Source organism: Dolichospermum sp. UHCC 0315A (assembly GCF_008121535.1).
Classification (GTDB): domain Bacteria; phylum Cyanobacteriota; class Cyanobacteriia; order Cyanobacteriales; family Nostocaceae; genus Dolichospermum; species Dolichospermum lemmermannii.
The window spans coordinates 2,775,915-2,802,665 of sequence record NZ_CP043056.1 but is presented as its reverse complement, the minus strand read 5'-3'; the positions used below and the strand labels follow the sequence as shown (position 1 = coordinate 2,802,665).

At 39.0% G+C, this 26,751-nt stretch carries 26 protein-coding genes and 1 pseudogene; 15 read left to right on the top strand and 12 right to left on the bottom strand.

Translation table 11 applies throughout. The features are described from left to right. Positions 1–34 precede the first annotated feature (34 nt). Entirely contained in the window at positions 35–1,021 is a 987-nt protein-coding gene (moaA, locus tag BMF77_RS13640) for a GTP 3',8-cyclase MoaA (RefSeq protein WP_148766973.1), read from the top strand. Between the two features lie 60 nt (positions 1,022–1,081). Here moaA and rpsD read toward each other — a convergent pair whose 3' ends face one another. Beyond that, entirely contained in the window at positions 1,082–1,690 is a 609-nt protein-coding gene (gene rpsD, locus BMF77_RS13635) for a 30S ribosomal protein S4 (protein WP_027401392.1), read from the bottom strand. Between the two features lie 262 nt (positions 1,691–1,952). Here rpsD and BMF77_RS13630 point away from each other — a divergent pair, with 262 nt between their 5' ends. Next, positions 1,953–2,504: a hypothetical protein gene (locus BMF77_RS13630; protein WP_148763496.1), complete on the top strand. Its 552-nt coding sequence runs from the start codon at positions 1,953–1,955 to the stop codon at positions 2,502–2,504. Between the two features lie 96 nt (positions 2,505–2,600). Here BMF77_RS13630 and hetR read toward each other — a convergent pair whose 3' ends face one another. The 3 genes from hetR to BMF77_RS13615 form a co-directional block, all read right to left on the bottom strand. After that, positions 2,601–3,500: a heterocyst differentiation master regulator HetR gene (gene hetR, locus BMF77_RS13625; protein WP_148763494.1), complete on the bottom strand. Its 900-nt coding sequence runs from the start codon at positions 3,498–3,500 to the stop codon at positions 2,601–2,603. A gap of 485 nt (positions 3,501–3,985) precedes the next feature. Beyond that, positions 3,986–6,280 carry an EamA family transporter gene (locus BMF77_RS13620; RefSeq protein ID WP_148763492.1) on the bottom strand — a complete coding sequence of 765 codons (2,295 nt, stop codon included), beginning with the start codon at positions 6,278–6,280 and terminating at the stop codon, positions 3,986–3,988. Positions 6,281–6,655: 375 nt separating this feature from the next. Continuing rightward, entirely contained in the window at positions 6,656–7,900 is a 1,245-nt protein-coding gene (locus BMF77_RS13615) for an inorganic phosphate transporter (RefSeq protein WP_246862918.1), read from the bottom strand. Between the two features lie 235 nt (positions 7,901–8,135). Here BMF77_RS13615 and BMF77_RS28645 point away from each other — a divergent pair, with 235 nt between their 5' ends. Further along, positions 8,136–8,270: a hypothetical protein gene (locus BMF77_RS28645; protein ID WP_256370303.1), complete on the top strand. Its 135-nt coding sequence runs from the start codon at positions 8,136–8,138 to the stop codon at positions 8,268–8,270. A gap of 506 nt (positions 8,271–8,776) precedes the next feature. On the opposite strand, the gene patX is transcribed toward BMF77_RS28645, so the two are convergent. Both patX and BMF77_RS13605 read right to left on the bottom strand, forming a co-directional pair. Further along, the gene (gene patX / locus BMF77_RS13610; RefSeq protein WP_015078262.1) at positions 8,777–9,013 is read right to left on the bottom strand and encodes a heterocyst-inhibiting protein PatX; all 237 of its coding nucleotides are present in this window, start codon (positions 9,011–9,013) and stop codon (positions 8,777–8,779) included. Positions 9,014–9,120: 107 nt separating this feature from the next. After that, positions 9,121–10,863, bottom strand: coding sequence for an FAD-dependent oxidoreductase (locus BMF77_RS13605; RefSeq protein WP_148763488.1), 1,743 nt, complete (start codon positions 10,861–10,863; stop codon positions 9,121–9,123). A gap of 118 nt (positions 10,864–10,981) precedes the next feature. Between BMF77_RS13605 and BMF77_RS13600 the strand changes: the two genes are divergently transcribed. The 6 genes from BMF77_RS13600 to BMF77_RS13565 all read left to right on the top strand — a co-directional run bounded on the left by BMF77_RS13600 (position 10,982) and on the right by BMF77_RS13565 (position 14,943). Further along, positions 10,982–11,170, top strand: coding sequence for a hypothetical protein (locus BMF77_RS13600; protein ID WP_246862916.1), 189 nt, complete (start codon positions 10,982–10,984; stop codon positions 11,168–11,170). A gap of 151 nt (positions 11,171–11,321) precedes the next feature. Continuing rightward, complete coding sequence (locus BMF77_RS13590; protein ID WP_371735624.1) at positions 11,322–12,008, top strand: serine/threonine protein kinase; 687 nt, start codon at positions 11,322–11,324, stop codon at positions 12,006–12,008. 513 nt (positions 12,009–12,521) lie between these two features. Beyond that, positions 12,522–13,970, top strand: coding sequence for a tetratricopeptide repeat protein (locus BMF77_RS13585; RefSeq protein ID WP_148763486.1), 1,449 nt, complete (start codon positions 12,522–12,524; stop codon positions 13,968–13,970). 311 nt (positions 13,971–14,281) lie between these two features. Then, complete coding sequence (locus BMF77_RS13575; protein WP_148763484.1) at positions 14,282–14,461, top strand: hypothetical protein; 180 nt, start codon at positions 14,282–14,284, stop codon at positions 14,459–14,461. A 52-nt stretch (positions 14,462–14,513) separates the two neighbouring features. Continuing rightward, entirely contained in the window at positions 14,514–14,723 is a 210-nt protein-coding gene (locus tag BMF77_RS13570; RefSeq protein ID WP_015078278.1) for a type II toxin-antitoxin system HicB family antitoxin, read from the top strand. Further along, on the top strand, positions 14,716–14,943 hold the full coding sequence (locus BMF77_RS13565; RefSeq protein WP_015078279.1) for a type II toxin-antitoxin system HicA family toxin: 228 nt from the start codon (positions 14,716–14,718) through the stop codon (positions 14,941–14,943). The genes BMF77_RS13570 and BMF77_RS13565 overlap by 8 nt, the downstream gene beginning before the upstream one ends. Positions 14,944–15,050: 107 nt before the next feature. Here the strand turns inward: BMF77_RS13565 and BMF77_RS13560 are convergent, their stop codons facing one another. The 4 genes from BMF77_RS13560 to BMF77_RS13545 all read right to left on the bottom strand — a co-directional run bounded on the left by BMF77_RS13560 (position 15,051) and on the right by BMF77_RS13545 (position 19,419). Then, positions 15,051–15,533 (bottom strand): DUF3368 domain-containing protein, encoded by a 483-nt coding sequence (locus tag BMF77_RS13560; RefSeq protein ID WP_148763482.1) that lies wholly within the window; start codon positions 15,531–15,533, stop codon positions 15,051–15,053. A 2-nt stretch (positions 15,534–15,535) separates the two neighbouring features. Next, positions 15,536–15,793: a UPF0175 family protein gene (locus BMF77_RS13555; RefSeq protein ID WP_148763480.1), complete on the bottom strand. Its 258-nt coding sequence runs from the start codon at positions 15,791–15,793 to the stop codon at positions 15,536–15,538. Between the two features lie 56 nt (positions 15,794–15,849). Next, positions 15,850–16,140: a nucleotidyltransferase family protein gene (locus BMF77_RS13550; RefSeq protein ID WP_015078281.1), complete on the bottom strand. Its 291-nt coding sequence runs from the start codon at positions 16,138–16,140 to the stop codon at positions 15,850–15,852. A 123-nt stretch (positions 16,141–16,263) separates the two neighbouring features. Continuing rightward, complete coding sequence (locus BMF77_RS13545) at positions 16,264–19,419, bottom strand: alpha-mannosidase (protein WP_148763478.1); 3,156 nt, start codon at positions 19,417–19,419, stop codon at positions 16,264–16,266. A gap of 100 nt (positions 19,420–19,519) precedes the next feature. On the opposite strand from BMF77_RS13545, the gene BMF77_RS13540 reads away from it, so the two are divergent. Next, positions 19,520–20,824 (top strand): hypothetical protein, encoded by a 1,305-nt coding sequence (locus BMF77_RS13540; protein ID WP_148763476.1) that lies wholly within the window; start codon positions 19,520–19,522, stop codon positions 20,822–20,824. A gap of 67 nt (positions 20,825–20,891) precedes the next feature. Here the strand turns inward: BMF77_RS13540 and xth are convergent, their stop codons facing one another. Next, positions 20,892–21,674 (bottom strand): exodeoxyribonuclease III, encoded by a 783-nt coding sequence (xth, locus tag BMF77_RS13535; protein ID WP_148763474.1) that lies wholly within the window; start codon positions 21,672–21,674, stop codon positions 20,892–20,894. A 377-nt stretch (positions 21,675–22,051) separates the two neighbouring features. Between xth and BMF77_RS13530 the strand changes: the two genes are divergently transcribed. The 4 genes and pseudogenes from BMF77_RS13530 to BMF77_RS13515 all read left to right on the top strand — a co-directional run. After that, positions 22,052–22,249: a hypothetical protein gene (locus tag BMF77_RS13530; protein ID WP_148763472.1), complete on the top strand. Its 198-nt coding sequence runs from the start codon at positions 22,052–22,054 to the stop codon at positions 22,247–22,249. Between the two features lie 173 nt (positions 22,250–22,422). Further along, positions 22,423–23,445, top strand: coding sequence for a zinc-binding dehydrogenase (locus BMF77_RS13525; protein WP_148763470.1), 1,023 nt, complete (start codon positions 22,423–22,425; stop codon positions 23,443–23,445). Between the two features lie 317 nt (positions 23,446–23,762). Continuing rightward, the gene (locus BMF77_RS13520) at positions 23,763–23,960 is read left to right on the top strand and encodes a hypothetical protein (protein ID WP_148763468.1); all 198 of its coding nucleotides are present in this window, start codon (positions 23,763–23,765) and stop codon (positions 23,958–23,960) included. Between the two features lie 228 nt (positions 23,961–24,188). After that, a pseudogene (locus tag BMF77_RS13515) lies at positions 24,189–24,500 on the top strand (DUF4351 domain-containing protein); the annotation flags it as partial. Positions 24,501–24,563: 63 nt separating this feature from the next. Here BMF77_RS13515 and BMF77_RS13510 read toward each other — a convergent pair. After that, a complete protein-coding gene (locus BMF77_RS13510) occupies positions 24,564–25,064 on the bottom strand; it encodes a thioesterase family protein (RefSeq protein WP_148763466.1) in 501 nt (166 codons plus the stop codon). A 175-nt stretch (positions 25,065–25,239) separates the two neighbouring features. On the opposite strand from BMF77_RS13510, the gene BMF77_RS13505 reads away from it, so the two are divergent. Next, positions 25,240–26,712: a leucyl aminopeptidase gene (locus BMF77_RS13505; protein WP_148763464.1), complete on the top strand. Its 1,473-nt coding sequence runs from the start codon at positions 25,240–25,242 to the stop codon at positions 26,710–26,712. The last annotated feature ends 39 nt before the right edge of the window (positions 26,713–26,751 follow it).

Sequence of the window (26,751 nt, the reverse complement as noted above, 5' to 3'; positions counted from 1 at the left end):
GAGATAACCCTTAAATATGACAACCAGCGAAACTATAAACCAGGTGGATTACCTCCGTATCAGTTTAATTGATCGCTGCAACTTTCGTTGTCAATACTGTATGCCAGAAGGCGCAGAACTGGACTATATTGTCAAACAGCAATTATTAACTGATGAAGAACTGCTTACCCTCATTCAAGAAGTATTTATCCCCGTCGGATTTACCCGCTTTCGCTTAACCGGTGGAGAACCTTTACTCCGTCCCCATATAGTTGATTTAGTCGCCAAAATTGCTCATCTTCCCCAAACCGAAGATTTATCAATGACTACAAACGGGTTTTTACTCGCTCCTATTGCCCAAAATCTCTATAATGCAGGTTTACGAAGAATTAATATTAGTTTAGATTCTTTAGATCCACATATATTTGCAGAAATTATCGGTAATCATGGACGTGGACGCTGGCAACAAGTATGGCAAGGTATTCAAACCGCGTATAATGTGGGATTTGACCCATTAAAATTAAATGTAGTCGTCATTCCCGGCGTTAATGACCATGAAATTTTAGATTTAGCAGCTTTAACCATTGATAAACAATGGCACGTCCGATTTATTGAATTTATGCCCATTGGCAACGGAGACTTATTCAGCGATCGCGGTTGGGTATCTTCCGCAAATTTACGTCAATCCATCCGTGAGCGTTGGGGCTTGACAGAATCCCAAGTTTGTGGTAATGGACCGGCTGATGTATTTCAAATTCCTGGGGCTAAAGGCACAATAGGATTTATTAGCCAAATGTCAGAATGTTTTTGCGATCGCTGTAACCGGATGCGTCTGAGCGCCGATGGTTGGCTACGTCCCTGCTTATTAAACGAAACAGGTCAAATTGATTTAAAAACCGCCTTACGTGCTGGTATTAGCACCACCGAATTACAAGCACAAGTCAGACAAATATTAAATATCAAATCAGAAATAAACTTTAAGCAACGCGACCCTGGTACTGTCGGCACTTACACCCGTACCATGTCGCATATTGGCGGTTAGTCATTAGTCAGTTGTTCGTTGTTTAATAACCACTAACTACTGACCACTGACCACTGACTACTACGCTTGACGTGAGTAGTATTCCACCACAAGTAGTTCATTAACTTGTAGAGCTACCCATTCCCGTTCAATCACACTATTGACCTTACCAGACAACTTAGTTTTATCAAACTCTAGATGACTAGGAAGGTTAGCTAAACCGGGATATTGCAAGTTAGCTTCCACCAACTTCTTAGAAGCTTCTCTGTTTCTCACAGCGACTTCTTCACCAGGACGGCATTGATAGCTGGCAATATTTACTGGTTTGCCATTAACAGTTACATGACCGTGATTTACCAATTGACGGGCGGCGGGGATTGTCGGAGCCATACCCATGCGGAAAACCGTATTATCCAGGCGCATTTCTAACAATTGCAGCAACACCTGTCCAGTAGAACCAGCAACTCGTCTGGCTTTACGAACATAACGGAGCATTTGTTTTTCAGTTAAACCGTAGTTCATGCGGAGTTTTTGCTTTTCCTCTAAACGGATAGCATACTCAGAGCGCTTCTTACGGTTTTGACCATGTTGTCCGGGGGGATAAGCACGTCTAGCACTCTTCCGAGTTAAGCCTGGTAATTCGCCTAAACGACGGACAATTCTGAGGCGGGGTCCTCTATATCGGGACATGAGTTTCCTTAATTTAATCCTTCTAAAATTTTATTCAGACCTACCATTATGGCATAGTTCCCAAAAGCATAGACATTTTATAGCTAAATTGCCTTTTATTTACCGCTAATATTCAGAGAAATCAATCCGTTGAATTCACCAATTTTCGGTGGATTTATGGGGAAAAGCACCGATATTCCTGGATGGTAGAAGATTGGGACTAAGTTCTACGGTAGCATAACCTTGGTGGAATCGAAAACGGTTATCTTAAAAAGCGAAAAAAATGAGTAACTTTGGGAACAAACAAACCAATTATTTCTTCAGAGGATTTACAGCATCATTGATAACTATAGGTGGATTACTAGCCAGTAGTTTTCCTACTATGGCTGTTACCGATTCCTACGAAAATGACTATCGGGTTTGTGCTGCTCAACTTTTGAGCGTGGGTATCACAGCTAAACCGGCATCTCAAAGTTGTGCCGCTGCACTCCAACCACGAGAGTTATCCTCATGTGTAGCAAAAATTCATAAGCTTACACAAATCACACCTGTGGATGCCCTTTCTTCCTGTCGTCAGGCTCGTATTCCACAGGATCTAGCAACCTGTGTAGTTAGCATTAGTAAAAGTTATCAGGGTTCAGAAAATTCAGCTACTTTAACATCCTGTGGTCGCAGTTTGTTACCAGTAACCTTTGCTGATTGTGTAGTTGGTTTACGTCGAGAAATTGATTTAAGTCCTACTCAAGCATTAAATACTTGTATTGATGCCAGTGAAGGATCTAGCGGTTTCGGCGCGGTGTCTACAAAGCCATTGGGTTCTAACTCCCAGCAATAGACTTTCGCTTTAGCCCCTCAACTCCCATGAGTAAATAGATTCATAACGGTAGGGCTGGTAAGTATGCCACCCTACCCAACATAAAAATTTTGTTTTCTATTCATCTTTATTACCAACAACCATTTGTAAGATCATCGGTATTCCGCCTTCTTGGTGATATTTATCTCCCCAAGAACGAATGATTTCGTCTAGTTCCTCCATTGCTGGCTCAATCCAATCCGGCGGAATATCCAGTTCTTCCACAGCCCGCATCGTGTTTGGTTTACGCTCTGCCCAATATTTCATCATCCGGAAATACCGAGCCGTATCCTCTACCATTGTGTACGTGCGCTCTTGATCATCGGCTGGAGCATAGAACGGACGAGTGAGAGCATAAAAGGGCATTCCCCAGGGACAATCAATGCGTGTTACCGTTCCTGAATACAATAGCCGACGCTTGATGTGTTCCGCTAATGCTTCACTCAATGGCATCTGATGATTAGCAGGTAATTCTTCCTGCGATCGCTTGTGGAGAAAGTCAATTAACTCCATAAATTCAAATGAGGTAACTAACTTGGCATCAGGAAGATTGTCTGGCAGCTTTTGCTCAATTTGTTTTTTCTCTTCACTGGTCAAATTCGTACCGGGGACGCGGGATCTTCCTGGTATCCAAGGATATTTTTCCATCCAGACATAGGGAAGTTGAATCAGATAGCGCGGTTCTTGGGAACCCAGCATTTTGAGAAGTTTGCCTTCAGTTAAAGCCAGTCTTACTTCTTCAACAATGATTTTCACTCGTTTCGGCTCAAGGTGGTGCAAATGCCCAGTCATTCTCAGGTTTTGCCCCTGCTCTAGATAGGTCATGTAAATTGCACACTTGGCTGCTGTTGCGGCTGCATCTAGAAATGCTCCATGCCTGTGGCCACTTGTCCGCATGGCACTGAAGGCAAGATAAAGCATGATCTGATCCATCGCACTAGGTCCAAGACGCTTGATCAGATCGATGTCGTTGGTCATATTCTACAGACGGATAAATGGCTTGTTTACAGGTGTGATATTCAAATCAAACTACGAATTATACACCCAGTTGGATACAAATATTTTAAATCTAAACCTAAAATTACTGTTTGACTCGGGAATTTTTAGGTGATAAATGTTGGGGGTGTAAATTGGTAGTTTCTCTCGTCAGACTAACTAACCCCCTCCCCTGGTATGACTCGAAGACTTTAGATACTCAGGGTGTTGGGATACAGGGGTATAGAGTAAGCAGGAGGAACGGCAGATGATTTGCATTTTGTATCTATCAAACCATTATAACTGCCTATTTCTGAAATATCTAGATATTTTTCTAAGAATTTTTCTGGAAATTTATTGCGGAGAAGTTTTAATACCACTTATGGCTGGTTAAAAAAATTTTACTGATAAAAATCCAGACAACTGAAAGTCACGACTCCCCTACCTCCCCCACTCCCCTACCTCCCCCACTCCCCTACCTCCCCCACTCATTTACTAGGTTGTAGCTGATTAGGTGTTTTTTTCAAGCTAATACTTGCTGCACCTACCGTAACCAAGATAACTCCGATAACTTGGGCAATATTTAGGGATTCTTGCAACATTACCCCAGCAAAAATTACGGTTAAAATTGGGACTGTAGCTCCAATTAAAGAGGATACGGGAGTGCCTAGGTTACGAATGCCAAAATTATTGAATAAGTAACCGCACAAAGTCAAAACACCTAATATAAAAGCACTTAACACCAATTCCAGGATATTCGATGAGCTAATTGCTAAACCTAAATTACTGGGTAAAGGGATGATTAAGCAAATCAAACTTAATAACAACATGGTAGTGAAGTTAATTGAAGTCAAAGATACTGGATGTAGTTTGAGTTTAGTAGCGCATATTCTCGTCAGAATAACATAAATTGCAAATGCTATCCCGGACAGAATGGCCGTGGTGCTTCCTAGTGAGGTATTATTCACCCCTCCAGACTGACTGCCTAAAACTAATAATTCACCACAAAAAATTGCTGCCATTGCCCCTGTTACCATTAAATTGGGACGTTCCTGAAATAGAACCCAGGATAGGAACACACTCATCACTGGATAGATAAAGAAGAGGGCGATCGCCATTCCTGTTGTGACTTCACCGATAGCAATGTAAATAAATACCTGGGATAAAAATAATAAACAACCGCTAATTACTGACAAAAATAAGGACTGTTTAGTTTTGTTCTGAACAGGAGTTGCATTTGCCCGTAATGAAGCAAATAAATTTTCTAGCTCTTGCCAAATAGGAGGATGTAATATCGGCGATAAAAGTAACATTAATGGTACAACCACTAATAAACGTAGCATCAAAATTAAGAAAATATTCCCCAATGTGGGAAAGATTAACTGTTGGGTTGGCAATCCGCCCAAGGGGTTAGAAGCTGTAAAGAAAATTGCTTTAATTGCTACATTATAAAGAGACGAAACCACTGTAGACAAACAGATCAAGAGGAAACCTATTTGCAACTGTGACCAATTGGGAGAGGTGCGGGATCTTTGTTGTCTAGGAGTTGCTGGTTGCTGAGGAGTTGCTGGTTGTTTAGGCGTTGTTTTTTGTTTAGATGTTGTTTCGCGCCTTAATTTTGGTGTTGGCGGTCGTCCTGTTGATAAATTAGGAGTTAAAACAGAAACTGGTTCAGGTTTTGTCTCTCCTAATGATGGTGCTGTTAATACTTTAGAAGTCAAAACAGCACTAAGTTCAGAGTTTTTGTCTTCCAGTGATGTATCTGGATTTACGAAAGAACTGGGTTCAGGGCTTTGATTTTCCGGTATTGCTGGTAAATCTGGATTTACGAAAGAACTGGGTTCAGGGCTTTGATTTTCTGGTATTGCTGGTAAATCTGGATTTACGAAAGAACTGAGTTCAGGGCTTTGATTTTCTGGTATTGCTGGTAAATCTGGATTTACGAAAGAACTGGGTTCAGGGGTTTTCTCTGTTGGTGAAGATAATATAACCGCATTGGCTGCTGATGTAGAATCACCCTGTGGAGATTGGTGAGGAATTAAAGTAACTGGTTCGACAATGATTCTTTGTGAGGATTTTTCCCCATTTCCATTTTGATGAGTTATGGCTTCACCACGCAGACTATCAGCTAGTTGTAAAACTGTGGGTGGGCCCCCTGTTATTACCTTGAGAGAATTTGCATCTCGATTTTTTTCTACTTCACTGCGGAGACGATTTACAAATTCTGCTAATATTGCTTCCCCTTGCTGTTGTTGGCTATACATCCGTGACAACTGTTGGGAAAGATCACCTTGATAGTTTTTGAGTTCTTGTAATAGGGAATTAAAGGCAATAGTGACGTTATCATCCAGACTGTCTAGCATATTAGTGACATTCTGTCCGATTTCATTAACTGTATTATTATTTATTTGAGCATTTTGCAACGTGACTAGATCAGAGGGATTATATTCTACGGCTTGAGTAGCTAAAGTTTTTAGTGAGGATTGTAATTGGGAAGATATGTGTTTGGCTAAAACTTCTGCTAATTGACGGATTAATACTTGCTGTTCCGTAATTTGCCGTGATTGTTGTAACTGTTCTTTTTCCTCAATTAACTTTTGAATATCGGTAGATAGTCTGGTTTTTTCAATTTCTAAGCGTTTTACGTCTTCCTGTAACGACCTCAATAGATTTTGTTGAAGATTTTCTAAATCCTCAACTACATCCCATAGGGCATTTTCTGCGGCTCTGGATAGCTCACCTCTAATGCGTGGGTTTTCTGGTCGCTTCTCAAATCGCCCCATCAGTTTCTAGCCTCTAACACCTTGATGATTAAGTTGCTGCCCCGGATACCAGACCAACATCTGTATTAAGTTTCCTTGAGAAAAGACAGGAAACTGAACAATTTCACTGAACTTATAAATTTAATTAACTTATTACAAGATTATTATCTATCATTTTTTTCAGGAATGATAGTGATGAAAGTCTTACAAATGAATACCTAACTACAAGCATCAAATCAGTGCGGAATACCTATTGATTGATAGTTGCCATTGATTTTGCCTTTGGAACGAGGGGTCAGCCTATCGCCTTAACATAAGTCTTGTTGTTCTCGAAGAGCAAAAAGCTGTTAACTGGGTAGGAAGCCTATACTTACCCGCAAGGGAAGTGTAGGTAGTTCACTGCCAGAAAATTACCATGAGGGTAAAAATAGTGGCACTCAGGGCGGCACTGATGGGGACTGTAATTAACCAGGCCGCAGCGATATTTTGGATAGTAGCAAATTTTATTGATTTAATGTTCTGTACCAGTCCAATACCCACAACTCCACCGACAAGGGCGTGGGAGGTGGAAACGGGTAAACCTAAGCGGGAAGCTATTAAGATGGTGATGGCTGTGGCCAGTTCGGCACAAAATCCGCTACTAGGTTCTAAGGAAATAATATTTTCGCCGATGGTAGCGATAACTTTTTTACCCCAAACTGCTAAACCTGCGACAATCCCCATCGCACCGAGAACTAGAATCCAGAGGGGAATGGTGAGTTGATCACTGGGGACTTTACCTTGTTGATTAATGTAGGAAATTACTGCTAGGGGGGCGATCGCATTACCAACATCATTAGAACCATGAGCAAAGGCCACGAAACAAGCACTCAAAACTTGAAATTTGGCAAATAAACCTTGAATTTTATTGTCAATTTGACTATTTGCCAATTGTCGCCAACTGATCAAAGTCAAGCTAGTTGCAGCCATTCCACCGATGAATAGGGTGATGTCATGGGGGGGAATATTCAATTTTCCCTCTGTGAGTAAGAACTGACTCAGAGGTTGAGTGATTGTCGGGAGAACGATAATGCCAAATACACTCAATAGCAATGTACTTAACCAGGGAATCCATTCCTGTAACTGGGATAGGGGCTGGGGTTGGTTAAAAATCCAATGTTGAATCAGACTATAAAACCCAGCGGCGATCGCGCCACTAATTATTGGTGTTAAAATCCAGCCAATGGTAATTAAACCAATGGATGACCAATCTATTGCTTCTATTCCTAAAGCTACCCAACTAAAGCCAGCGATCGCTCCCACAATGGCATGAGACGAAGACACAGGTAAACCCCTAGCTGTAGCAATTTGTAGCCATATCCCAGCCGTTAGCAGTACCGCTATCATTCCCATCACTAAAGTTTGTGGTGTCGTCACAAATAAGGCTGGATTAGCGATTTTCGTGCCAAGGGTAGATGTTACCTCTTGTCCAAACAAGACAGCACCCAGAAACTCTAACACCCCAGCAATAATGATTGCCTGTTTGAGCGTAATAGCCCCAGAACCGACAGAAGTTCCCATCGCATTAGCAACATCATTTGCACCCAAATTCCAGGCGACGTAGAAGGCTAGGAGGGCGACTGTCGTGGTTTGTATGTCCATAAAATAAACCATTCACACCTATTAACAGGTAAAAATTGTGATGAATGATTTACATTTTCCATTTTTTTGGCTGTAAAAATTCGGACGAGCTAGTGAACTCGACAGAATCCTTCACAAAACTTAACTTTTTTTCAGAAAATAGGTGGAAAACTCTGAACAATAATTACTGGGATTTTGCTTTTGAAACCCGTGAAGACAAAGTTTAGAAACTTGATTTATTAATCACTTTAGCGAAATGTCTCTTCTCAAATCCCAACTGATAGCTTTTAACCATATTCCCCAAGGACAACTCCGAGTCATAGATGTTGCTTGTGGTAGTGGACAAACACTAAAGTTAATGAGAGAAACTTTATCTAAAGTGATGAGTTGACAAGTTTAACCAAAAGTTTGCTTTTTCCTGAAATCCGGTGATTATTTTTACCTGTTAACGCCCAAATATTAAACCATGACTGTGATCAGAAGCGATTGTGAAGGGCGAGGTTGGTACGTGTATTAGTGATTTAATCACCAATACACGCCAAGGTTTGAGTAATTACCGGATGTTTTGATGAAATATTGAACAATTTTCGAGAGATGAAGTGCTGTAACTGTCTATGTTTTTAGCAGAGAAATTGCAATACTGATAGCTTGCGTGATGACGCAGTAGCCGTGGGACTGATAAAAGATATAGTGCTTGTAACTATCTATATCTGGTGTCAGTGAAAGGGAAATTTACAAACGATAGAATCAAACAAGTGTAGTGCTGTAACTGTCTATATCGTTTCGATTCAAGAAGTGGTATGCAGGATTTAAAAGATCCAATAATCCGGTAATATCATTTCTGGGTTGGCAGGTCTTGCGCTCCAACGATTCAATAACAGAACTGAAATTGCCAACTTATCCATCTAAGCCTCTGCGACCACTACCTCGATGAGGATTGGGTTTTTCGGGTTGGTTGGGGCTAGGTTTGGAGTTATCAGCCAGGTTGAAACTCTGGTTTAACACCAAAGGTGAAAGCTGGTAATCGGACTTAGCCATTGACAGAGCGGAAAAACGAGTCTGTACTGCTTCGCAGTTAAAAGCTAAGGAGCCAAGGACCAGACTCGATACTAAAAGTGAAATGGCAGCACGCATAGTAGATGTCTATTTTAGAACTCTCTACTTCACTAATACTTAACTTTTATATGTCTGTCCGGAAAATTCGGGAAAAAGTATTGTAGTTTACTGAATAAATGTTCATTTTATACTTCTTCAAGATGGTCAACAAGTAACCAATTTCCAGAGAAATTTGTCCGCCCCCAAATCTTGAGTATTTTTTCTGGGGTCAAAGCTTGCAGTTGTTGGTCTATATCAGATTTCAACGCCACAAGTTGCCAATTTGTTGTAGTTAAATTGGTGTGATTTGTAATATTAAATTGGTAATTTTGCTCACCCAGTCGTCGGAATTTGCCTGTAAAGCAGTCGAGATTTAATTTATTATCTTCATCGACTAAAATACAAGGACAGTTACCATCGGCAGGATAAGCTTCTGGGTGGTCTAAATAATAAGTTTGCCAGTACAACCAATCAGGATGATTAGTTAATAAGTTAAACAAGGGAACAATTACGCTAGGTGCATCGTCGTCTGTCAATAATGCAGCCTGCAAACTCTTCACTGGTAAATCCCTGGGTTGACATTCTAGCACAATACAAAGAGAAGCTGCCATACCTGCCGCTTGTCCAATTCCCATGACTATTGGTTGAAGTCTAGTAGCGCCGTTAGCGATGTGGGAAACGGAAATGTTTTTTTCACAAACTAGCAAACCATCTGTAGTAGCAGGAACCAGGGCGCGATAGGGGATAGTGAAGGGTGTTCCTGTCCATCTTCCACCCCAGCGGATAGATTTAGGTTGCAGTGAGAACTCTACACCAGGATAATGGTGATCGTTGGCATAGTTACCAACAGCGATAGCATCAGAAAATGGTAATGCGGTATTACTGTTGGCTAAAGGCAAAATATCCCGTTCACAAACAGTTGTCAAGCCTACTAGACGGCGACTTTCCCGATAATAGGGATGGAGGGCAAAGGCGGAGTTAGGATGGGGAAACAGGTTTTCTGCTAATCCGTAACGCCTACCAAACTGGGTTTGAATGAAATGGGCAAAATTCTGACTGTGCCAATAACATTCTTGCACAAATTCGCGCTTTTTCACTGAGTCTAGCAACCGATTGGCATTTTGGCAGTAATCGTTGCCCGCAATAGGCCAGTTAATCATAAATCGATCTGCTGGTAAGCGTCCATAGTTCAAAAATTTTTCTGGACTATAGTTATCCCAAGCTCCTGTAAACTGGGAGGGATCATAGTTAGGGGCTGGAAGAATTGCTGGGGCGGTATTTTCGCCAAAGTCTTCCATGACTACTACCCAGGTTGGTGCTTGGACTGGATAAGTTTGAGTAAGGGCGTTGAAGTTGGCTGGGGCGCTGGGTTCTCTCCATTCTGACTGTAATTCCCAACCCCAACGGTGAGGGATTTCTCCTAATGCTAATAAGTCTCCTAATTCTGTGCCGTCAAGGATAATTTTGGCGTTGACGGTGAAATCTGCAAAGCGGACACCTGTGATACAGTCTTGGGTTCGCAACACTGCTAATGGCACTTGTCCGGAAATCCACTGAAGATTCGGTAATTCTCGCACCCAGTTGGCAAATATTTCTGCACCTATCCGCGGATCATAACTGAAAAAGCTGACCCAACTATGATCTAATCCTCCTGGTTGTCTGCGTTGCAATTCCTGTAAAAAAGCTCCCCATAAACCAGTTTGAAGGGACTGTAATTCGTTTCCGTCTGGTACGGATACACCGGCGGAGGTAAGCATTCCTCCTAACCAGGAAAATTCACTCACGAGGATGGTTTTTATACCCCGTCGTGCTGCTTGGATAGCGGCCGCTGTTCCACCTGTGCCTCCACCAACTACTAGGACATCTGTTGTATAGGTTTGATTCATAATATTAAGTCAATTGGTTATTGGGTATTAGGAGACGTTTATCACAGATCATCCGGTTGTGATTCAGTATTAATTCTTGCTTTGCTGGTGTATATTATTCAATATTGAATTTAGATAATTTATGAATAATATCTTGCGAATAGGGACTTTGCTGAGAGAACGTTACAAAATTATCGATCTTTTATCTCATCATACTGGTTTTGGCATTACCTATAAAGTTAAAGATCTTAATCATCCAAATCAACCAATTCGGATTTTAAAACAACTCAAAAAACCTACCGCATCTAAGAGGATGTTTGAAAAGTTTTGAATGTATAAATTGACCCCTCTCCAAACCTCTCCCCGACGCGGGGAGAGGCTTTGAAAACCCCATTCTCTGGTAGGGAAGGGGGGCAGGGGGGTTAGGTTTTTGGAGATTATGGGTTTCATCTGATACTTTTCAAACAACCTCTAAATTAGATATTGAAAATTTACCTATTTTACAACAGCAAGAAATATTAAATCAATATTGGCAAGAATATTTAAGGCTGTTCAGAATAGAAACGCAAGCATTAGGTAAACTTGGTGAGAAACATGAACAAATTCCCACAATTTATGAACGATTTCCAGAAGGTGGAGAGGAATTTTATGTACAAGAATATATTGAAGGACATTCTTTAAGTCAAGAGGTCAGACAAAATCAAAGATTATCAGAACAAAAGACGATATCTTTATTAATTGAGATTCTAGAAGTTTTTGAATATATTCAAAATAATCCTGGTTATGCAATTATTCATCGAGACATCAAACCAGATAATATTATTCGCAGAAGTAGTGATAATAAATTAGTTATCATTGATTTCGGTTTAGCGAAAGAAGTAACAGTTCCGGGAATAAAAGTAGGTTCAGTTCTGGGAGGTACAAAAGGATATATTGCACCAGAAATATTATTGGGAATAGTATCTTTTGCCAGTGATATTTATTCTATTGGTATGATTGGGGTGTTTGCTATCACAGGAGAAGATCCCAGTTATACACCTTTATTAGCTGAAAATTGGCAAACAAAAGCAAGTGTTACTCCTGAATTTGCTGATATTTTAAATAAAATGATTTGTGAGGATTATACAAAACGCTTTCACAATGCGAAAGAAGCCTTAGAGGATGTTTGAAAAGTGGTATTTGGTAATTTTCATCACATTGCTACCCCCCTTAGTCCCCCCTTGTAAAGGGGGGAAACAATAAAAATCCAGTTCCCTCCCCTTTACAAGGGGAGGGTTAGGGTGGGGTAAAAAATATTTGATACATCAACCATAACTTTTCAAACACCCTCTTACAAGCATTAACAGTAAGTCAACCAATTCCAGTACCTCCAGCAACTCCAGCGCCTCCAATTCCCTGGAAATTAATTCTTGGCACTATTTCAGGAATTATCCTGATTATCGGTGTAGTTATGGCTGTTATGTCCATATTACCCAAATCTAATGATCAACTAATAGCTTAAAGCCAGGGAATAAATTCCCTGTCTAAAAGCTAAAGTCGGTTGAAACCGACTGAATGGAAGAATTTTTTAGTCCGTTTTAACGGACTTCTGCTATTAGACGGGGAATTGATTCCCCGACGGGTTATGAAATAAATGGAAAATTAACCAATTACCAAATTATCAAATACCAGGAGTACCATCTATGAAATTACACAAATTATCCCATTTATTATTCTTCTTTATTCTCTTATTTCCCGCTTCTGGGATTATTATCATTGGTTGTAGTTCTTCCGTATTCGCACGCAAACCAGGGACTTTATCAGAATCAAAATTAAATGATATTCAACAGGGGATGAGTGGAGAAGCAATTATTAATAAAAAAGGTTATTTAGTGGGGATAAATAGTAAAATTGCTCACCCGGTTTTACAAACTGATTTTCGCTATTTACAAGGTGAACAACCTGATGAGAAAACATTAAAGGAATGGGGTAATTATAGTTGGGGTATTGCGATTAATTTAGTTGATAAAGCTGGTGCGATTAAACATTATACTCAAGCTATCACCATTAATCCTCAAGATGCCGAAGCTTACTACAACCGGGGACTTGTTAAATATGCTTTAGGAGATAAAGCAGGTGCGATCGCTGATTTTACTCAAGCTATCACCATTAATCCTCAATTAGCCGAAGTCTACTACAACCGGGGAAATGCTAAAGATGATTTAGGAGATAAAGTTGGTGCGATCGCTGATTTTACTCAAGCTATCACCATTAATCCTCAATTAGCCGAAGCCTACAGCAACCGGGGACTTGCTAAATCTGCTTTAGGAGATAAAGCAGGTGCGATCGCTGATTATACTCAAGCTATCACAATTAATCCTCAATTTGCCATAGCCTACAACAACCTGGGAAATGCTAAATCTGAATCAGGAGATAAAGCTGGTGCGATTAAAGATTATACTCAAGCTATCACCATTAATCCTCAATATGCCGAAGCCTACAACAACCGGGGAATTGCTAAATCTGAATCAGGAGATAAAGCTGGTGCGATTAAAGATTATACTCAAGCTATCACCATTAATCCTCAATATGCCGAAGCCTACTACAACCGGGGAATTGCTAAATCTGAATCAGGAGATAAAGCTGGTGCGATTAAAGATTATACTCAAGCTATCACCATTAATCCTCAATATGCCATAGCCTACAGCAACCGGGGAAATGCTAAATCTGAATCAGGAGATAAAGCTGGTGCGATTAAAGATTATACTCAAGCTATCACCATTAATCCTCAATATGCCATAGCCTACAGCAACCGGGGAAATGCTAAAGATGATTTAGGAGATAAAGCAGGTGCGATCGCTGATCATACTCAAGCTATCACCATTAATCCTCAATTAGCCGAAGCCTACTACAACCGGGGAGTTGCTAAATCTGAATCAGGAGATAAAGCAGGTGCGATTAAAGATTATACTCAAGCTATCACCATTAATCCTCAATTAGCCATAGCCTACTACAACCGGGGAGTTGCTAAATATGAATCAGGAGATAAAGCAGGTGCGATTAAAGATTTAGAAACTGCAAAACAACTATTTCAACAACAAGGTAATACACAAAATGCTCAAAAAGTACAAGAAGTATTGAATAAATTGTAGCTACCATTATCTTTATTTTACCTTCTATCCTCTACCCAGGCATTAACCAACCCTAATCAAAAACGACCAAACTAACACCACAAGGACTAGCTGCTTCCGCTAACCGAGAATCAAGAGTTGCTAATGGTAAATTTAACCGCAAAGCTAACTGTAAATAAGCAGCATCATCAGCAGCTAAACCTTCCCGTCTTGCTAGTTTAAAAGTTGCATCTAAAGCATTTTCATCTGTAGGGGTTTAGCAATGCTAAATCCTGATTTTTACGTTATAATAGAGTACAACAAAAAAGTCCTTTATCAGTTTATTCAAAAATATGAAAGGATATATCCAAAATCAAACAATTATTCTCCAAGACAGTTTACCCGATACCTTACAAAATGGTGATGAAGTGGAAATTGTCATCATTCCCATCAAAAAACGTAAGTATCATTTTCCTACATTCAAACTGGATATCAAAGAAGAATATTTAGACAGAGAAAAGATTTATTTCTAATAAGTAGACAATTAATGTTAAAATAAACCTAAATATAAACCTCATAAAAACTATGAAAAGTCGCAGTTTTACAGTCATAATCTACAAAGAAGATGATATGTATATCGCTGAATGTCCAGAAGTTGGTACTGTAGATCAAGGAGAAACTATAGAACAAGCAATAACAGGTTTAAAAGAAGCAACACGACTTTATTTAGAAGAATTTCCTTTACCAGAAACCTCTCCTAGATATGTGACTAGCATAGAGGTTACTTATGCCTAAATTACCACGAATTTCTAGTAAAGAAGCAATTCGGACATTAGAACGTATGGGTTTTTATCAAATTAGACAAACAGGTAGTCATGTAATCATGAAAAAACAAACAATTAATGGAGAAGTTGGTTGTGTTGTACCATTACATCCAGAATTAAAAGTAGGTACATTAAGCGGTGTTCTTAAACAAGCACAAATTACTCCTGAAGAATTTATAGAAAATCTATAAAAAGTTCATTATAGTTAAACCGATCATCTTTTATAACAACAATGATAATTTATAAATGAAAGTTGAGGGTTTAACAATGCTAAACTCCTACCTTACTATCTCATGATTTATTCATTAACCTGTTCTTTAAGAACCTGAATTAAATCATTAGATAACCATAAACCAGCTTTTTTAAAAGATTGAATTGGTTCATCAATAGAAGTTATTAATCCCTGTTTCTTCGCTAAAATCAATATTCCCAAAGTTCCCATAAATGGAATATTTAAACTTTTCGCCACTTTTCTAGCAGCAGCATCATCAATAACTGCGCGATAACCACTATTTTCTAAAGCAAATGTCAAAACTTCTGATTCTCCCAAATCTATACCCCAAGGTACAATTAAAGCAGAAATTTCCGAAATAGTAACTGGTTTTGCCCAATTAGCATTAGGTAATTCTTGAGATGCTATATCTATTTTACCAGCTTTGACAATTTCACTCCATACACCAGTAGGAACAATAATTTCTGTAAATAACTGTGGTAGTAAATAGGTAAGCTGACTTTTAAATAGCACAATTAACGGTGATGTATTAATAACTATTTTATTCATGTCTATTCATCTAAAGAAGCAATTTCCTCAGCTAATTCTTCCGCAGTATATTGAAATGGAGAAACCTTATAACGAATGAGAACATCCATAAATTCAATTCTATTTAAACCTGCTATTTCTGCCGCTTTACCTTGAGATATTTCTCCCAATTCATACCATTTAACAGCAGCAGCTATTTTCATTTCTCTAGCTAATTCATCCGGTTCTTTTCCCAAGCTAGAAAAAACACTTTCTGGTAATTCTATAGATATAGTTGTCATTTTTAGATACCTATGGTTAATTTATTATAGCTGTTTTTAGTCTCAACTCTCATCTTTCATAAAGGTACAGCCTCACTTAATACTTTATCTCTAATTAATTCATGTAAATTACCAGGTTCAGCAATATCCACTTTTCGTCCTAGCAATGCTGCTAAATCTTGCATTAAACCAATATAATCAAATAAACTACTTTGTGGTTTAAGTTCTACTAAAAAATCTATATCACTATCTGGTGTTGCTTCACCTCTAGCAACAGAACCAAAAACTCGCAGATTATAAGCACCATACTTAGTGGCAATTTTTAATATTTGTTCTCGAAATGGTAGCAATAATTCTTCAATTCCCATAAGTTATTTTTGAAAAAGATTAGCCCTTTCCATTTTATTAGATTGCATCAGTATTTGTCAATACAGAAAAGGAGGAAATTCAGCAATAAAACTTATGAAAATTCGCACCTTTACAGTAATTATTTACAAAGAAAATGGTAAACATTTATCTTTAGCTAAATCCTGAGAACAATTAATTAATGTGGCTTGAAATGTCACAATTTTCCAAGGTTGAATATTTTCCTCTGGTTTAATACAATTCTCTAATAAATCAACTGGTTCTCCTAAATTTAAAATCTGACTTTGCAAAGATAAATTCGCTGTTTTTCCATGACATTCATAAAAGCGAAGAATGAATTTCTCCGAATCATCTTCACTGGGTTTAAGTGCCATTAAAATCAAATTATCCGCTGATAAATCTAGAAAACTTTGACTTTGACAACCATCTGAATTACATTGATAATTATCTGGATTTACTAATACTTGAAAAGGGACATTTAACTCATAACCACGTTTTACAGTTTCTGCTTCTTCCCAACTGCCCAAATGAGGGTATAAGCTATAGGTAAATTCGTGTATTCCTCTATCAGCTTGGGAGTCTGGCCAATGGGAACTTCTTAGCAAAGTCAGACGCAGTTGGCTAGGTTGGGCATCGTAACCATATTTACAATCATTGAGGAGACTAACTCCGTATTTTCCGACTTCTGTATCTGTGGTTAAATCTGCCCAATGTAAAGCGGGGACTTCCCATTTTGCCTTTTGGGCGGGGGTTTGGGGGTTTGTGGGACGACGAATAGCACCGCAGGGGATTTCGTAAGTGGCAAATTCGGCTTGGAGATTGAGAGGAAAGGCTGTTTTTACTAATACCTGATTTTCTTGCCAATTTACAGTATTAGTTATTTTCAAAATTGGTGAACCAAGTTCCAAAATGTAATCTTGACAAAATTCCGATTTTCCCAGTTGACGCACTACTCGCAACCGTTGGTGAATTTCTCCATATTCTTGCCATTGAATTGATTTTAATTCGGTTGGAGGGAGGGGTTTTGTGTTATAATCGGGATCTATATTCCAAGCATCCCAATATTGGCCGCTGTCGGTAAAAGCTTGAAGTTGATTTCCCGCACCGGTTAAAATTTCCCTTTGTTTAATTTTATCAAAGACGCTGGTTAGATCTCCGGTTTCGGGGTTAACTTGAATTTGCAGATATTCGTTTTCTAATATCCAGTTTTTGGGGAATATTTTCGGCTGGGGGGAAGAGGGAGAAATCCAGAAAATGCTGTAACCTATAGAGGGGATAGTTGCGAAAAATAATAAAGTTGAATTTTCGCAGTTTTGGGATAAAATTTCTTTTCCTTCAATATCAGCAACTTTCCAGGTTGGATAATTTGGGGTGATGATTTTTGATAAGTCAACTGTAACAACTTCCGACCGTTCCCAGTTGAGAGAGTTAAAAATTATGACGGGGATACTCTCAGAATTGGGAGGTTGTGGTATACTGATTTTGGATGTGATTCCGATTAATGAGTCTTCTAATATTTTCGTTCCCATTTTTTCCACCGCTTCCCATTCGGGTATTGCGTCTGCGTAAACTTGGGTAATGGAAGAACCGGGTAAAATATCGTGAAACTGGTTAAATAAAACTTTTTTCCACGCGGTTTCTATTTCTGTTTGCGGAAATTCCGCACCACAAAGAATATTTGCTAAAGTTGCGAACAACTCAGCACTATATAATAGATGTTCAGATTTGCGATTCCAACGTTTTTGGTCTGCGTGGGTAGTATAACATCCGCGGTGGAATTCTAAATAAAGTTCGTCTTCCCAAACTGGTAAGTTTTGACTTGCGGATTTTATTTGCTGAAGATATTTTTCCGAAGTTGTAAATTCTAACTTGGGGAAAATTGGGGAATGTTCCCAACGTCTTCCAGTCTCCAGCATATCACGAGTTGGACCACCACCATGATCACCAACACCAGGAAGCCAAAGGGAATCTTGTAAACCTGTTTGAGTTTTCCACTCACAAGCGTACTTGGCCATTTTAACAGGTTCGATGGTTTCGCCGATAGGTGCGGACATGAAACTTAATGTTTGACTACCATCGAGCGATCGCCACCAAAATAAGTCATAATCAAATTTAGTTGTATCATTCCAGCGGAGTTTTTGCGTCACAAAGAATTCAATTCCCGCATTTGCCAAAAATTGGGGTAATGTCGCACAAAAACCAAAGGTATCGGGAACCCAAACTACAGCAGATATTTTTCCGAACTTCTGCAAAAAATACCTTTGTCCATATAATAACTGACGAACTATAGACTCACCAGCAATTAAATTTAAATCCGGTTCTACCCAAAAACCTCCCAAAACTTCCCATTTTCCGGCTTTAACTTGGTTTTGAATTTCTCTAAACAAGTCGGGACGGTTTTCTTCTACCCAAGCATACAACGCTGGTGTGGTATGACAGAAAATCAATTCAGAAAAATCTTTTTGGAGTTGTAAAACTGACTCAAAAGTATTTTGTGCTGCTTTCCAAGTTTCGGCTACAGGCCATAACCATGCTAAATCTAAATGGGCATGACCTAATAAATTGATTTTATATTTTTGGGCGTTGATAAATTCGGATAAACCCAAATAGGTTTCTCGCAAATTCACCAAATATGTTTTCCAATCTTGATTTTCTGCGTCTTTAAGATTTGTAACTTTCTCAACTTCCCCAGCTAAATTTGGAATTTTTTCTGGTGCGAAGTTTTGGATAAGAATTTCCGTAACTGCTAATTCATCAGCAATAAAACCAGCATCAGGATGATTGTAATCTGTTGACTCGTAAATTGCAAGCGATCGCATCAACGCCCCATCACAATGTCCCGGACTCACCAACCGCAAAGCTATGGTAAACTCTTCCCCAGGAGTTACACTAGAACTGAGTAATACTCGCGGTGAAGAATCAAACAAATCTCCCGTCAATACTAACTTACCATTAACATATACTTCCGCTAAATCTGCCCACCATACCAAAGCCACGCGCAAAGACAAACCCGTTAAGGGAAAGTTGTGTAAATTCTCAGGAACAGAAAATTTTTGTCCTAACCATAATACCTGTTTTCCCCCTTTCCAGAAAATATGATCTTTTTCATTTAGCTCAACAGGTTGCCAATCAGTTAAACTAAATGGGATAAAATCAGTAACTACCTCGTCAGTTTCCTGATATCTCCAGGTGGACTGGATATCAACTTGACAACAAGAACGCAAATTTTCAATTGCTGTGGATATAGATTTGGTATTTAATGAGGATACAGGAAGATTCATATTGCCAATAAAATAATATAAATAATTGACACTGACGAAAATTTACAACTTGCTGGGAGTTTCATAACCTCACCCTACAACTTACACATAATTACCTACCATGTCTTCCGATTCTTCAAACCGCTATCAAAGCAAACTCTTTAACTTTGTCTACCAGCATTCTCGACGGTTGACACAAAAATGGGAAAACACCGTCAAAAATTTGCAAGTTGCTACTGGGTTGGGTTTAGGTTCTCTACTTTATCCACTTTACCAATTATGGCAACAAAATGGCACAGCAAAACAATTACATTCATCAACTCCCCCCTCTAGTGACGCACCAATTCAAATTATATTAGATGTTGTCAAAAATCTTCCTCCTGGAGATGCTGATTTACCAACTTCCCCAAAAACAAATCCCTTCACATTTTTAGGATCTTTGTGGGAGAAAATTTTTCCCAAACCGAATTTTCCAACTTCAGAAAATACTCTCCAACAGCATATACCCACGGTACAGGGAATTGCTATAGAATTACAAACCCGAAACTTAGTCTTAGTCAGTGCTGATAATCGGATTTTCGATGTTTTTACACCGCAGCAAAACGTCAAATTAGCCGATAGAATTAATAGCGAAATTAGCGAATATCGGTATTCTTTACAATTAATTGCTTACCAGCAAAAAGAATTATTGCCCAAAATTGATCATCTGCTGAATAAGCTAACTGACGAAGATTCTATCATAGCACGAAAATCTCTATTAAATCCCATTAAACTTTTTGGATTTCTCGATCAATTAATTGCTAATTTAGAAACTACGACTTTAGTTCCTGTCCAAAAACATAGCCAGGAAATTGTCAATCATTTCCAAAATCAGGTTAATGGATTAGCAGTTAATCACGATGATTTAAAATCTCCGCAACTACAAATTTCTGATTTAATAGCAGCCGCGATAAATTACTTTTTTGGAGGTAGAAATAATTATCAACTTGACTCAAATTCTTCTCCAGAAAAAGTCCAAAATAAATCTGATTTTAAAAAGGTTTTATCATCAAATAATCAGTTAGATTCTCGTGATTCTTTAGGAGATAATTGGTTGACATGGAATGATTTATTTGGTGAAACAAATACCAAACTTGAGGAATCAGTACAGCAACCTCAAGCAAAAAGAGAATTCTCTAAGATTCACCGCAAAATAGGTCAGCAAGCAACCGAACCCAAAAATGAGGAATTTCCAGAAATAGATAGTCAAACCAGCCAAGGATTTAATTTTAAGCCTGACTGGATTGATATTTCTGCCACATCATTAGGTTATGAAAAACACCCATTAGAACAAATTCTGGAATGGTTAGATCAGTCTATATTATGGATAGAACAGATATTCACAAATATGATTTATTTCTTTAGAGGTTTATTGTTAGGGAGATAATTGAAAAACAAGAAAAACTAGATCCCCGACTTCTTTGAGAAGTCGGGGATCTGAAATCTAAAATCTGTTAAAATTCCAGAATTACTGGTGTATGATCACTAGGTTGAACTAACTTCCGGGGTTCAATATCAATAGTGCAACTTTGGGCGCGTTCATACAAAGTTGGTGTAAGATAATGATGATCTATTCGCCAACCTAAATTACGCTTAAAAGCAGCAGTCCGATAATCCCACCAACTATAATTTTCTCCTGCGTTGTTAAATTTACGAAAAGCATCTCCAAAACCTAAACTGAGAACATCTCGTAACGCTTGACGTTCTAATGCAGATGCCATAATGTGATTATCTATCTTTACCTTATCATTAATATCTATATCTTCTAAGGCAATATTAAAATCACCACACATAGAAATAGTAGGATTTGATAATAGTAAAGTCTGTAAATATTCCTTGAGAATTTTTAACCAGCCTAACTTATATTCATACTTGTCGCTACCGATAGCTGAACCATTGGGAACATAAAGATTAACAATTCTTACTCCTTCAATTATACCAGAAATTACCCGTTTTTGTTCATCCCATGCTGATGCTATTTCTGGCAAAATAGCACCAAAACCCACATTTACATCTGTCAAAGGTTGACGACTAATTAAAGCCACACCATTATAAGATTTTTGCCCGGAAATATACGGATAATAGCCTAAATTTTCAAACGCAAGATTAGGAAAGTCCTTGTCTATGACTTTGGTTTCTTGTAAACACAAAACATCAACCGGATTTTCTGTTAACCAATTGATAACCTGTTCTAAACGTGTCCGCACAGAATTCACATTCCAAGTAGCAATTTTCATGAGTTAATTATTAAAACGACTGCAAAATAATGGTAAAGTGATTGTCTCATGAAAATTATATATTTATGATCCCTAAGATAGATGAATAAGGACTATACTAGTTTATAGTTTGATAATGTTCTCACAGGTTTTCATTGTTTTGATCAAAGAATCAGCTTGGATAAATACCCCATAAAGCTGGTTAATTTAGCATTTATTCATAGGTTTTTACCACCAATTTCTCTAAATCTGAGAATTGCGAATGGGGGAATAAAAAACTATAAAAAATGAATGTTACTAAATAAACCATAAATTTAGAATTTTCAATTGTTTAATGGTGATGTCGAGATCAATCATAACATTGCCAGGGTTTAATTTTTTTTAAAGGAGGACATTGTATGAGTATCATAGTTAACACCTGCCCCTGCTGTGGTGGTTCGGTTCTGCGTCATGTCCGTCATCATGAGGTTTATTGGTTTTGTCTTTCCTGTAGACAAGAAGTACCAGTTTTAAATACAAGTAGTGGATCTAATCTACTATCTAAGTTGGAAACCCGTAATCAAGAAGTTTTACCCCAAACGGCTTTGAGTTCTTGAATTTTTGAACATGGGGAATAGAAAACTCATCAGCATAAATTTAGGTAAAAGCAGGAATTGCTAATTTTAAATACAAAATATATGCCGATGTCATTAAGTATGGTATAAAAGCGTATTTAATAGGTTTTGATAGCGTGGTTTAAGCCATACTTCTTTTTTATGGGTGAAAAATTTTGTTAGCAGCACTACTCTACGGACAAGAGGATTTACGCCTAGAACAAGTTCCTGACCCGACTCCCGAAGCCGGCGAGGTGGTGATTCAGGTGGAAGCAGCCACTACTTGTGGGACAGATTTGAAGGTATGGCGACGTGGTGGCCATGCTAAAATGTTGACACCGCCGACACTGTTTGGTCATGAAGGTGCGGGACGGATTGTAGCTGTCGGCGCTGGGGTGACGAATTGGCGGGTAGGCGATCGCGTGGTAGCAAATAATTCTGCTCCCTGCATGAAATGTTTCTTTTGTCAACGCCAAGAATATTCTTTATGTCCCCATTTAACTTGGAATAATGGGACATTTGCGGAATATCTGAAAATTCCTGCTCCTATAGTTGAGCATAATTTATTACTAGTTCCTAAACATTTACCCTTAGTATTAGCGGCGATGACTGAACCGCTGGCTTGTGTATTACATGGTATCAGCCGTTCTGGTGTCAAACCCCATGACAAAGTAGTGGTTTTGGGTGATGGCGCAATTGGCTTGATGTTTGTGGCAGTATTAGCGAAATATACTGAGGTAATATTATGGGGTGGGAATAACCAACGGTTAGAAATTGGTAAAAAGCTAGGCGCGGCAAAGACTTTCAATTATCATCAAGTTACGGCTATTGCCAACACAGTTAGGGAATTAACCGCTGGTTGGGGTGCAGATGTAGTTATAGAGGCTACTGGTGTACCGAGTGTTTGGGAAACGGCGATCGCTTGCGGTCGTCCTGGTGCAACTATCAATTTATTTGGTGGTTGTCCAAGACATACCACAATTTCTGTCAATACCGAACAATTGCACTATAGTGAACTTACTCTCAAAGGCGTATTTCACAATACACCAGAATATGTGAAAGCAGCCTTATCGCTCATCGCTAGTGGTACAATTCCTTTTGACTTACTTATTAGTGAACACCGACCTTTACAGGATTTAGAACAGGTATTCATGGATATGAAGGCACGGAAAGTAATTAAAGTAGCGATGTATAACTAAAAAAATAGCTATTTCGTAGTTCATGCTTCTAGCTAGTACAGCTTGGCGTAAAAGTTACACTTTACCAATATATTAGAAGCATCTAGTAGTCTGTCAATCCAAAAATGACGGACTGTAGTGTGAGCGTCTCGCTCACGCGGGCAAGACTTGTACTGAGCTTGTCGAAGTATGCCCGCACTACCAAAAACCCGTCAAAATAAATTTGACAGACTACTAGCCCAGGAAGGTTGCAATTTTTCCCCAGAATAGTTTATTATCCTGATTTTACTGTTTAATTTGGGAAAAAACTCAGTATCAACTCCCTGTTTCTTAATTCTATGATTATTACCTTATTAGTAGCTTGGATAGTTTTTATCATTCTCTGGAAACTAATTAAAACCACGATTAAAACGGCCATTATCTCTGCCACTGTTGTCATGTTATTATACTTTGGCTTCGGTATTACTCCCCAAGATATTTGGCAGCAAATCAGCCAATTTGCTCAAACTTTCTCCCAAACGCCAGTGAAAAAGTGACATTTATTATGATAGAGGCTATGGAAACCCATCAACAAAACTACAAATATTGTCAGAAGCCAGCAAATGAGTTTCCGAGGCTTCCTGCTGACTTCCGGCTTCCTAAAATAAGGAGACATTCACCATGATAAAACCAGTTGTTACCCAAAATCATCCTTGGGTGATAGTCAGAATTGTAACCATTACCCAAAGGGTGTAAATTGTGAGTTTTGATAATGTTTGTAAAAAGAGATTTTAGCAGGTTTACGATTCGAGAGAAATCTAATTCGTCAATTATTGAGCGAGGATATTATGCAAGAATCTGTAATTTATCAGGATATTTTGCAAAAGGGTGAACTCAAAGGAGAAAAAATAGGAGAACAAAAAGAAGCTTTTCGTTTCTTGAATCGTCAATTAAATCGGCGGTTTGGTGAAATATCTTTACCAATAATTGAAAAGATGCGCTTATTATCCACTGAACAATTAGAAATATTAGGAGAAGAGTTTTTAGACTTTTCAGCAATATCTGATTTAGTCACTTGGTTAGATAGACAAAAGTAGATAATTTTGGGCAATTTCAACCTGGATATTGCCCTAAAAAATCTAATTTTTCATTTTTAATAATTACCCAATCTTCCGAGATCCAGAAATCTTCGCTAAAGCATCTTGAAACGCGGGTGGTAACTGCCGCATAATTTTCCCCTTTTCCCGATCTAAAGCCACTAACGTCACCTGAGCAGTAATGTATAAATCCTGACCATCAGGAGAAACAAGGGTATAGTGCCAGTTCATTCGCACTCCAGTCACCTCAGCCATCCGTGTTTTTACTAAGACTGACATCCCTAACTGCACTGATCGATGATAACGGATTGATAACTCCACCACAGGCAAATCACAACCTAACGCCACTAAATCAGCAAATTCAATGCCAATAGAACGCAAACATTCTACCCGTGCTTCTTCCATCCAGGTCAAATAAGTGCCATGCCAAACAATACCTGCATAGTCCGTGTGGTGAGGTTGCGCCCTAACTGGATATTCAAACCAATTTTCAAATGCAACATTAGTTACACTCTCAATGGCACTAGTTGGTGGTAGTTGGGGTTGATTTGTATCTTTAGACATATTAATAATTTTTACAAGCAGCAGATTTCTAAAAAACAGATAAAACTTTGTAAATTGGACAATTGTAAATCGTTTCTAATTCTACCAGATTGTCAAGACGTTGCGTCAAACGCCCATGATTCAGAAAATTTGAGCAATACTGGTACATGACGGAAGATCAACAGAACTTACAAAAATGACGATTCAACCTACAAATACAGCATTATTAGATTGGACTGGTGATACTTTAGCCATTGGCTTATTTGAAGACGCAGTAGAGTTAACTGGTGATCTTGCCAGCTTAAATGATAAATATGCAGGAATTTTCCAAGAAGTTATTGCCGAAGAAGAATTTACAGGTAAGGCAAATAGCATCATCGTCATTCGCTTAGGTGCGACTTATGCCGTGCGGAAGCTGATTTTGGTGGGTTTAGGGAAACCAGACGCGCTGAAATTAGAAAATTTACGCCGGGTTGCGGCTACTGTAGCCCGAACCGCCAAAAAGCAAAAAACCAAAACCCTGGGAATCAGTTTACCACTGTGGAACAATGATCCAGCCGCCACAGCCCAGGCATTGACTGAAGGCATAGAATTAGCACTTTACCAAGATATTCGCTTTAAATCTGAACCAGAAGATAAAAATCCCCAGATCGAAACTATTGATTTACTTGGTTTAGCAGGACAAGAAGCTGCTATTGCCCGTGCTAATCAAATTGTTTCTGGTGTGATTTTGGCGAGACAGTTAGTAGCAGCCCCAGCTAACGCGGTTACATCTATTACTATGGCAGAAACTGCCCAAGCGATCGCTCACGAACACGGGTTAGAACTGGAAATTCTCGAACAGGAAGAATGTGAAAACCTCGGTATGGGCGCATTTTTGGGAGTTGCCCAAGCTTCTGATTTACCACCAAAATTCATTCACCTCATCTACAAACCAGCCACCACACCGAGACGAAAACTGGCAATTATCGGCAAAGGTGTAACTTTTGATTCCGGTGGTTTGAACATTAAAGGGGCTGGTAGCGGCATTGAAACCATGAAAATGGATATGGGTGGTGCAGCCGCAACTTTAGGCGCTGCTAAAGCCATTGGGCAGTTAAAACCAGATGTAGAAGTTCACTTTATCTCCGCCGTCACCGAAAACATGATTAGCGGTAAGGCTATGCACCCTGGAGACATCTTAACTGCATCAAATGGCAAAACCATCGAAGTTAACAACACCGATGCTGAAGGGCGATTAACCTTGGCTGATGCCTTGGTTTATGCTGATAAATTGGGTGTGGATGCGATCGTTGATTTAGCTACTCTCACAGGTGCTTGTGTGGTAGCTTTGGGTGAAGATATCGCTGGTTTATTTACACCAGATGATGCGGTAGCTTCCCAACTGCAAACAGCCGCTGATAGTGCTGGTGAGAAAATTTGGCGGATGCCGATGGAAGATAAATATTTTGACGGGTTAAAATCGGGTATTGCTGACATGAAAAATACCGGACCTCGTTATGGCGGTTCAATTACTGCGGCTTTATTTCTCAAGCAGTTTGTCAAGGATACTCCTTGGGCGCATTTAGATATTGCCGGACCAGTTTGGGCTGATAAGGAACATGGCTACAATGGTGCTGGGGCAACTGGTTTTGGTGTGAGAACACTGGTTAGCTGGGTTTTAAGTTAGTTTAATTTCATCTCAACAGGGCGGGGTTTTCCCGCCCTT

Coding starts and splice junctions, on each gene's coding strand:
- BMF77_RS13620 (WP_148763492.1), bottom strand. CDS start 6,280: ATGGGGCGATTTGAGAAGCGACCAGAAAACCCACGCATTAGAGGTGAG.
- BMF77_RS13600 (WP_246862916.1), top strand. CDS start 10,982: ATGAATAATATCTTGCGAATAGGGACTTTGCTGAGAGAACGTTACAAA.
- xth (WP_148763474.1), bottom strand. CDS start 21,674: ATGAAAATTGCTACTTGGAATGTGAATTCTGTGCGGACACGTTTAGAA.
- hetR (WP_148763494.1), bottom strand. CDS start 3,500: ATGACCAACGACATCGATCTGATCAAGCGTCTTGGACCTAGTGCGATG.
- BMF77_RS13545 (WP_148763478.1), bottom strand. CDS start 19,419: ATGAATCTTCCTGTATCCTCATTAAATACCAAATCTATATCCACAGCA.
- BMF77_RS13530 (WP_148763472.1), top strand. CDS start 22,052: ATGAGTATCATAGTTAACACCTGCCCCTGCTGTGGTGGTTCGGTTCTG.
- BMF77_RS13550 (WP_015078281.1), bottom strand. CDS start 16,140: ATGGGAATTGAAGAATTATTGCTACCATTTCGAGAACAAATATTAAAA.
- BMF77_RS13575 (WP_148763484.1), top strand. CDS start 14,282: ATGAAAGGATATATCCAAAATCAAACAATTATTCTCCAAGACAGTTTA.
- BMF77_RS13565 (WP_015078279.1), top strand. CDS start 14,716: ATGCCTAAATTACCACGAATTTCTAGTAAAGAAGCAATTCGGACATTA.
- rpsD (WP_027401392.1), bottom strand. CDS start 1,690: ATGTCCCGATATAGAGGACCCCGCCTCAGAATTGTCCGTCGTTTAGGC.
- BMF77_RS13510 (WP_148763466.1), bottom strand. CDS start 25,064: ATGTCTAAAGATACAAATCAACCCCAACTACCACCAACTAGTGCCATT.
- BMF77_RS28645 (WP_256370303.1), top strand. CDS start 8,136: ATGTCTCTTCTCAAATCCCAACTGATAGCTTTTAACCATATTCCCCAA.
- BMF77_RS13560 (WP_148763482.1), bottom strand. CDS start 15,533: ATGAATAAAATAGTTATTAATACATCACCGTTAATTGTGCTATTTAAA.
- BMF77_RS13570 (WP_015078278.1), top strand. CDS start 14,514: ATGAAAAGTCGCAGTTTTACAGTCATAATCTACAAAGAAGATGATATG.
- patX (WP_015078262.1), bottom strand. CDS start 9,013: ATGCGTGCTGCCATTTCACTTTTAGTATCGAGTCTGGTCCTTGGCTCC.
- BMF77_RS13505 (WP_148763464.1), top strand. CDS start 25,240: ATGACGATTCAACCTACAAATACAGCATTATTAGATTGGACTGGTGAT.
- BMF77_RS13555 (WP_148763480.1), bottom strand. CDS start 15,793: ATGACAACTATATCTATAGAATTACCAGAAAGTGTTTTTTCTAGCTTG.
- BMF77_RS13630 (WP_148763496.1), top strand. CDS start 1,953: ATGAGTAACTTTGGGAACAAACAAACCAATTATTTCTTCAGAGGATTT.
- BMF77_RS13585 (WP_148763486.1), top strand. CDS start 12,522: ATGAAATTACACAAATTATCCCATTTATTATTCTTCTTTATTCTCTTA.
- BMF77_RS13520 (WP_148763468.1), top strand. CDS start 23,763: ATGATTATTACCTTATTAGTAGCTTGGATAGTTTTTATCATTCTCTGG.
- BMF77_RS13540 (WP_148763476.1), top strand. CDS start 19,520: ATGTCTTCCGATTCTTCAAACCGCTATCAAAGCAAACTCTTTAACTTT.
- BMF77_RS13615 (WP_246862918.1), bottom strand. CDS start 7,900: ATGGACATACAAACCACGACAGTCGCCCTCCTAGCCTTCTACGTCGCC.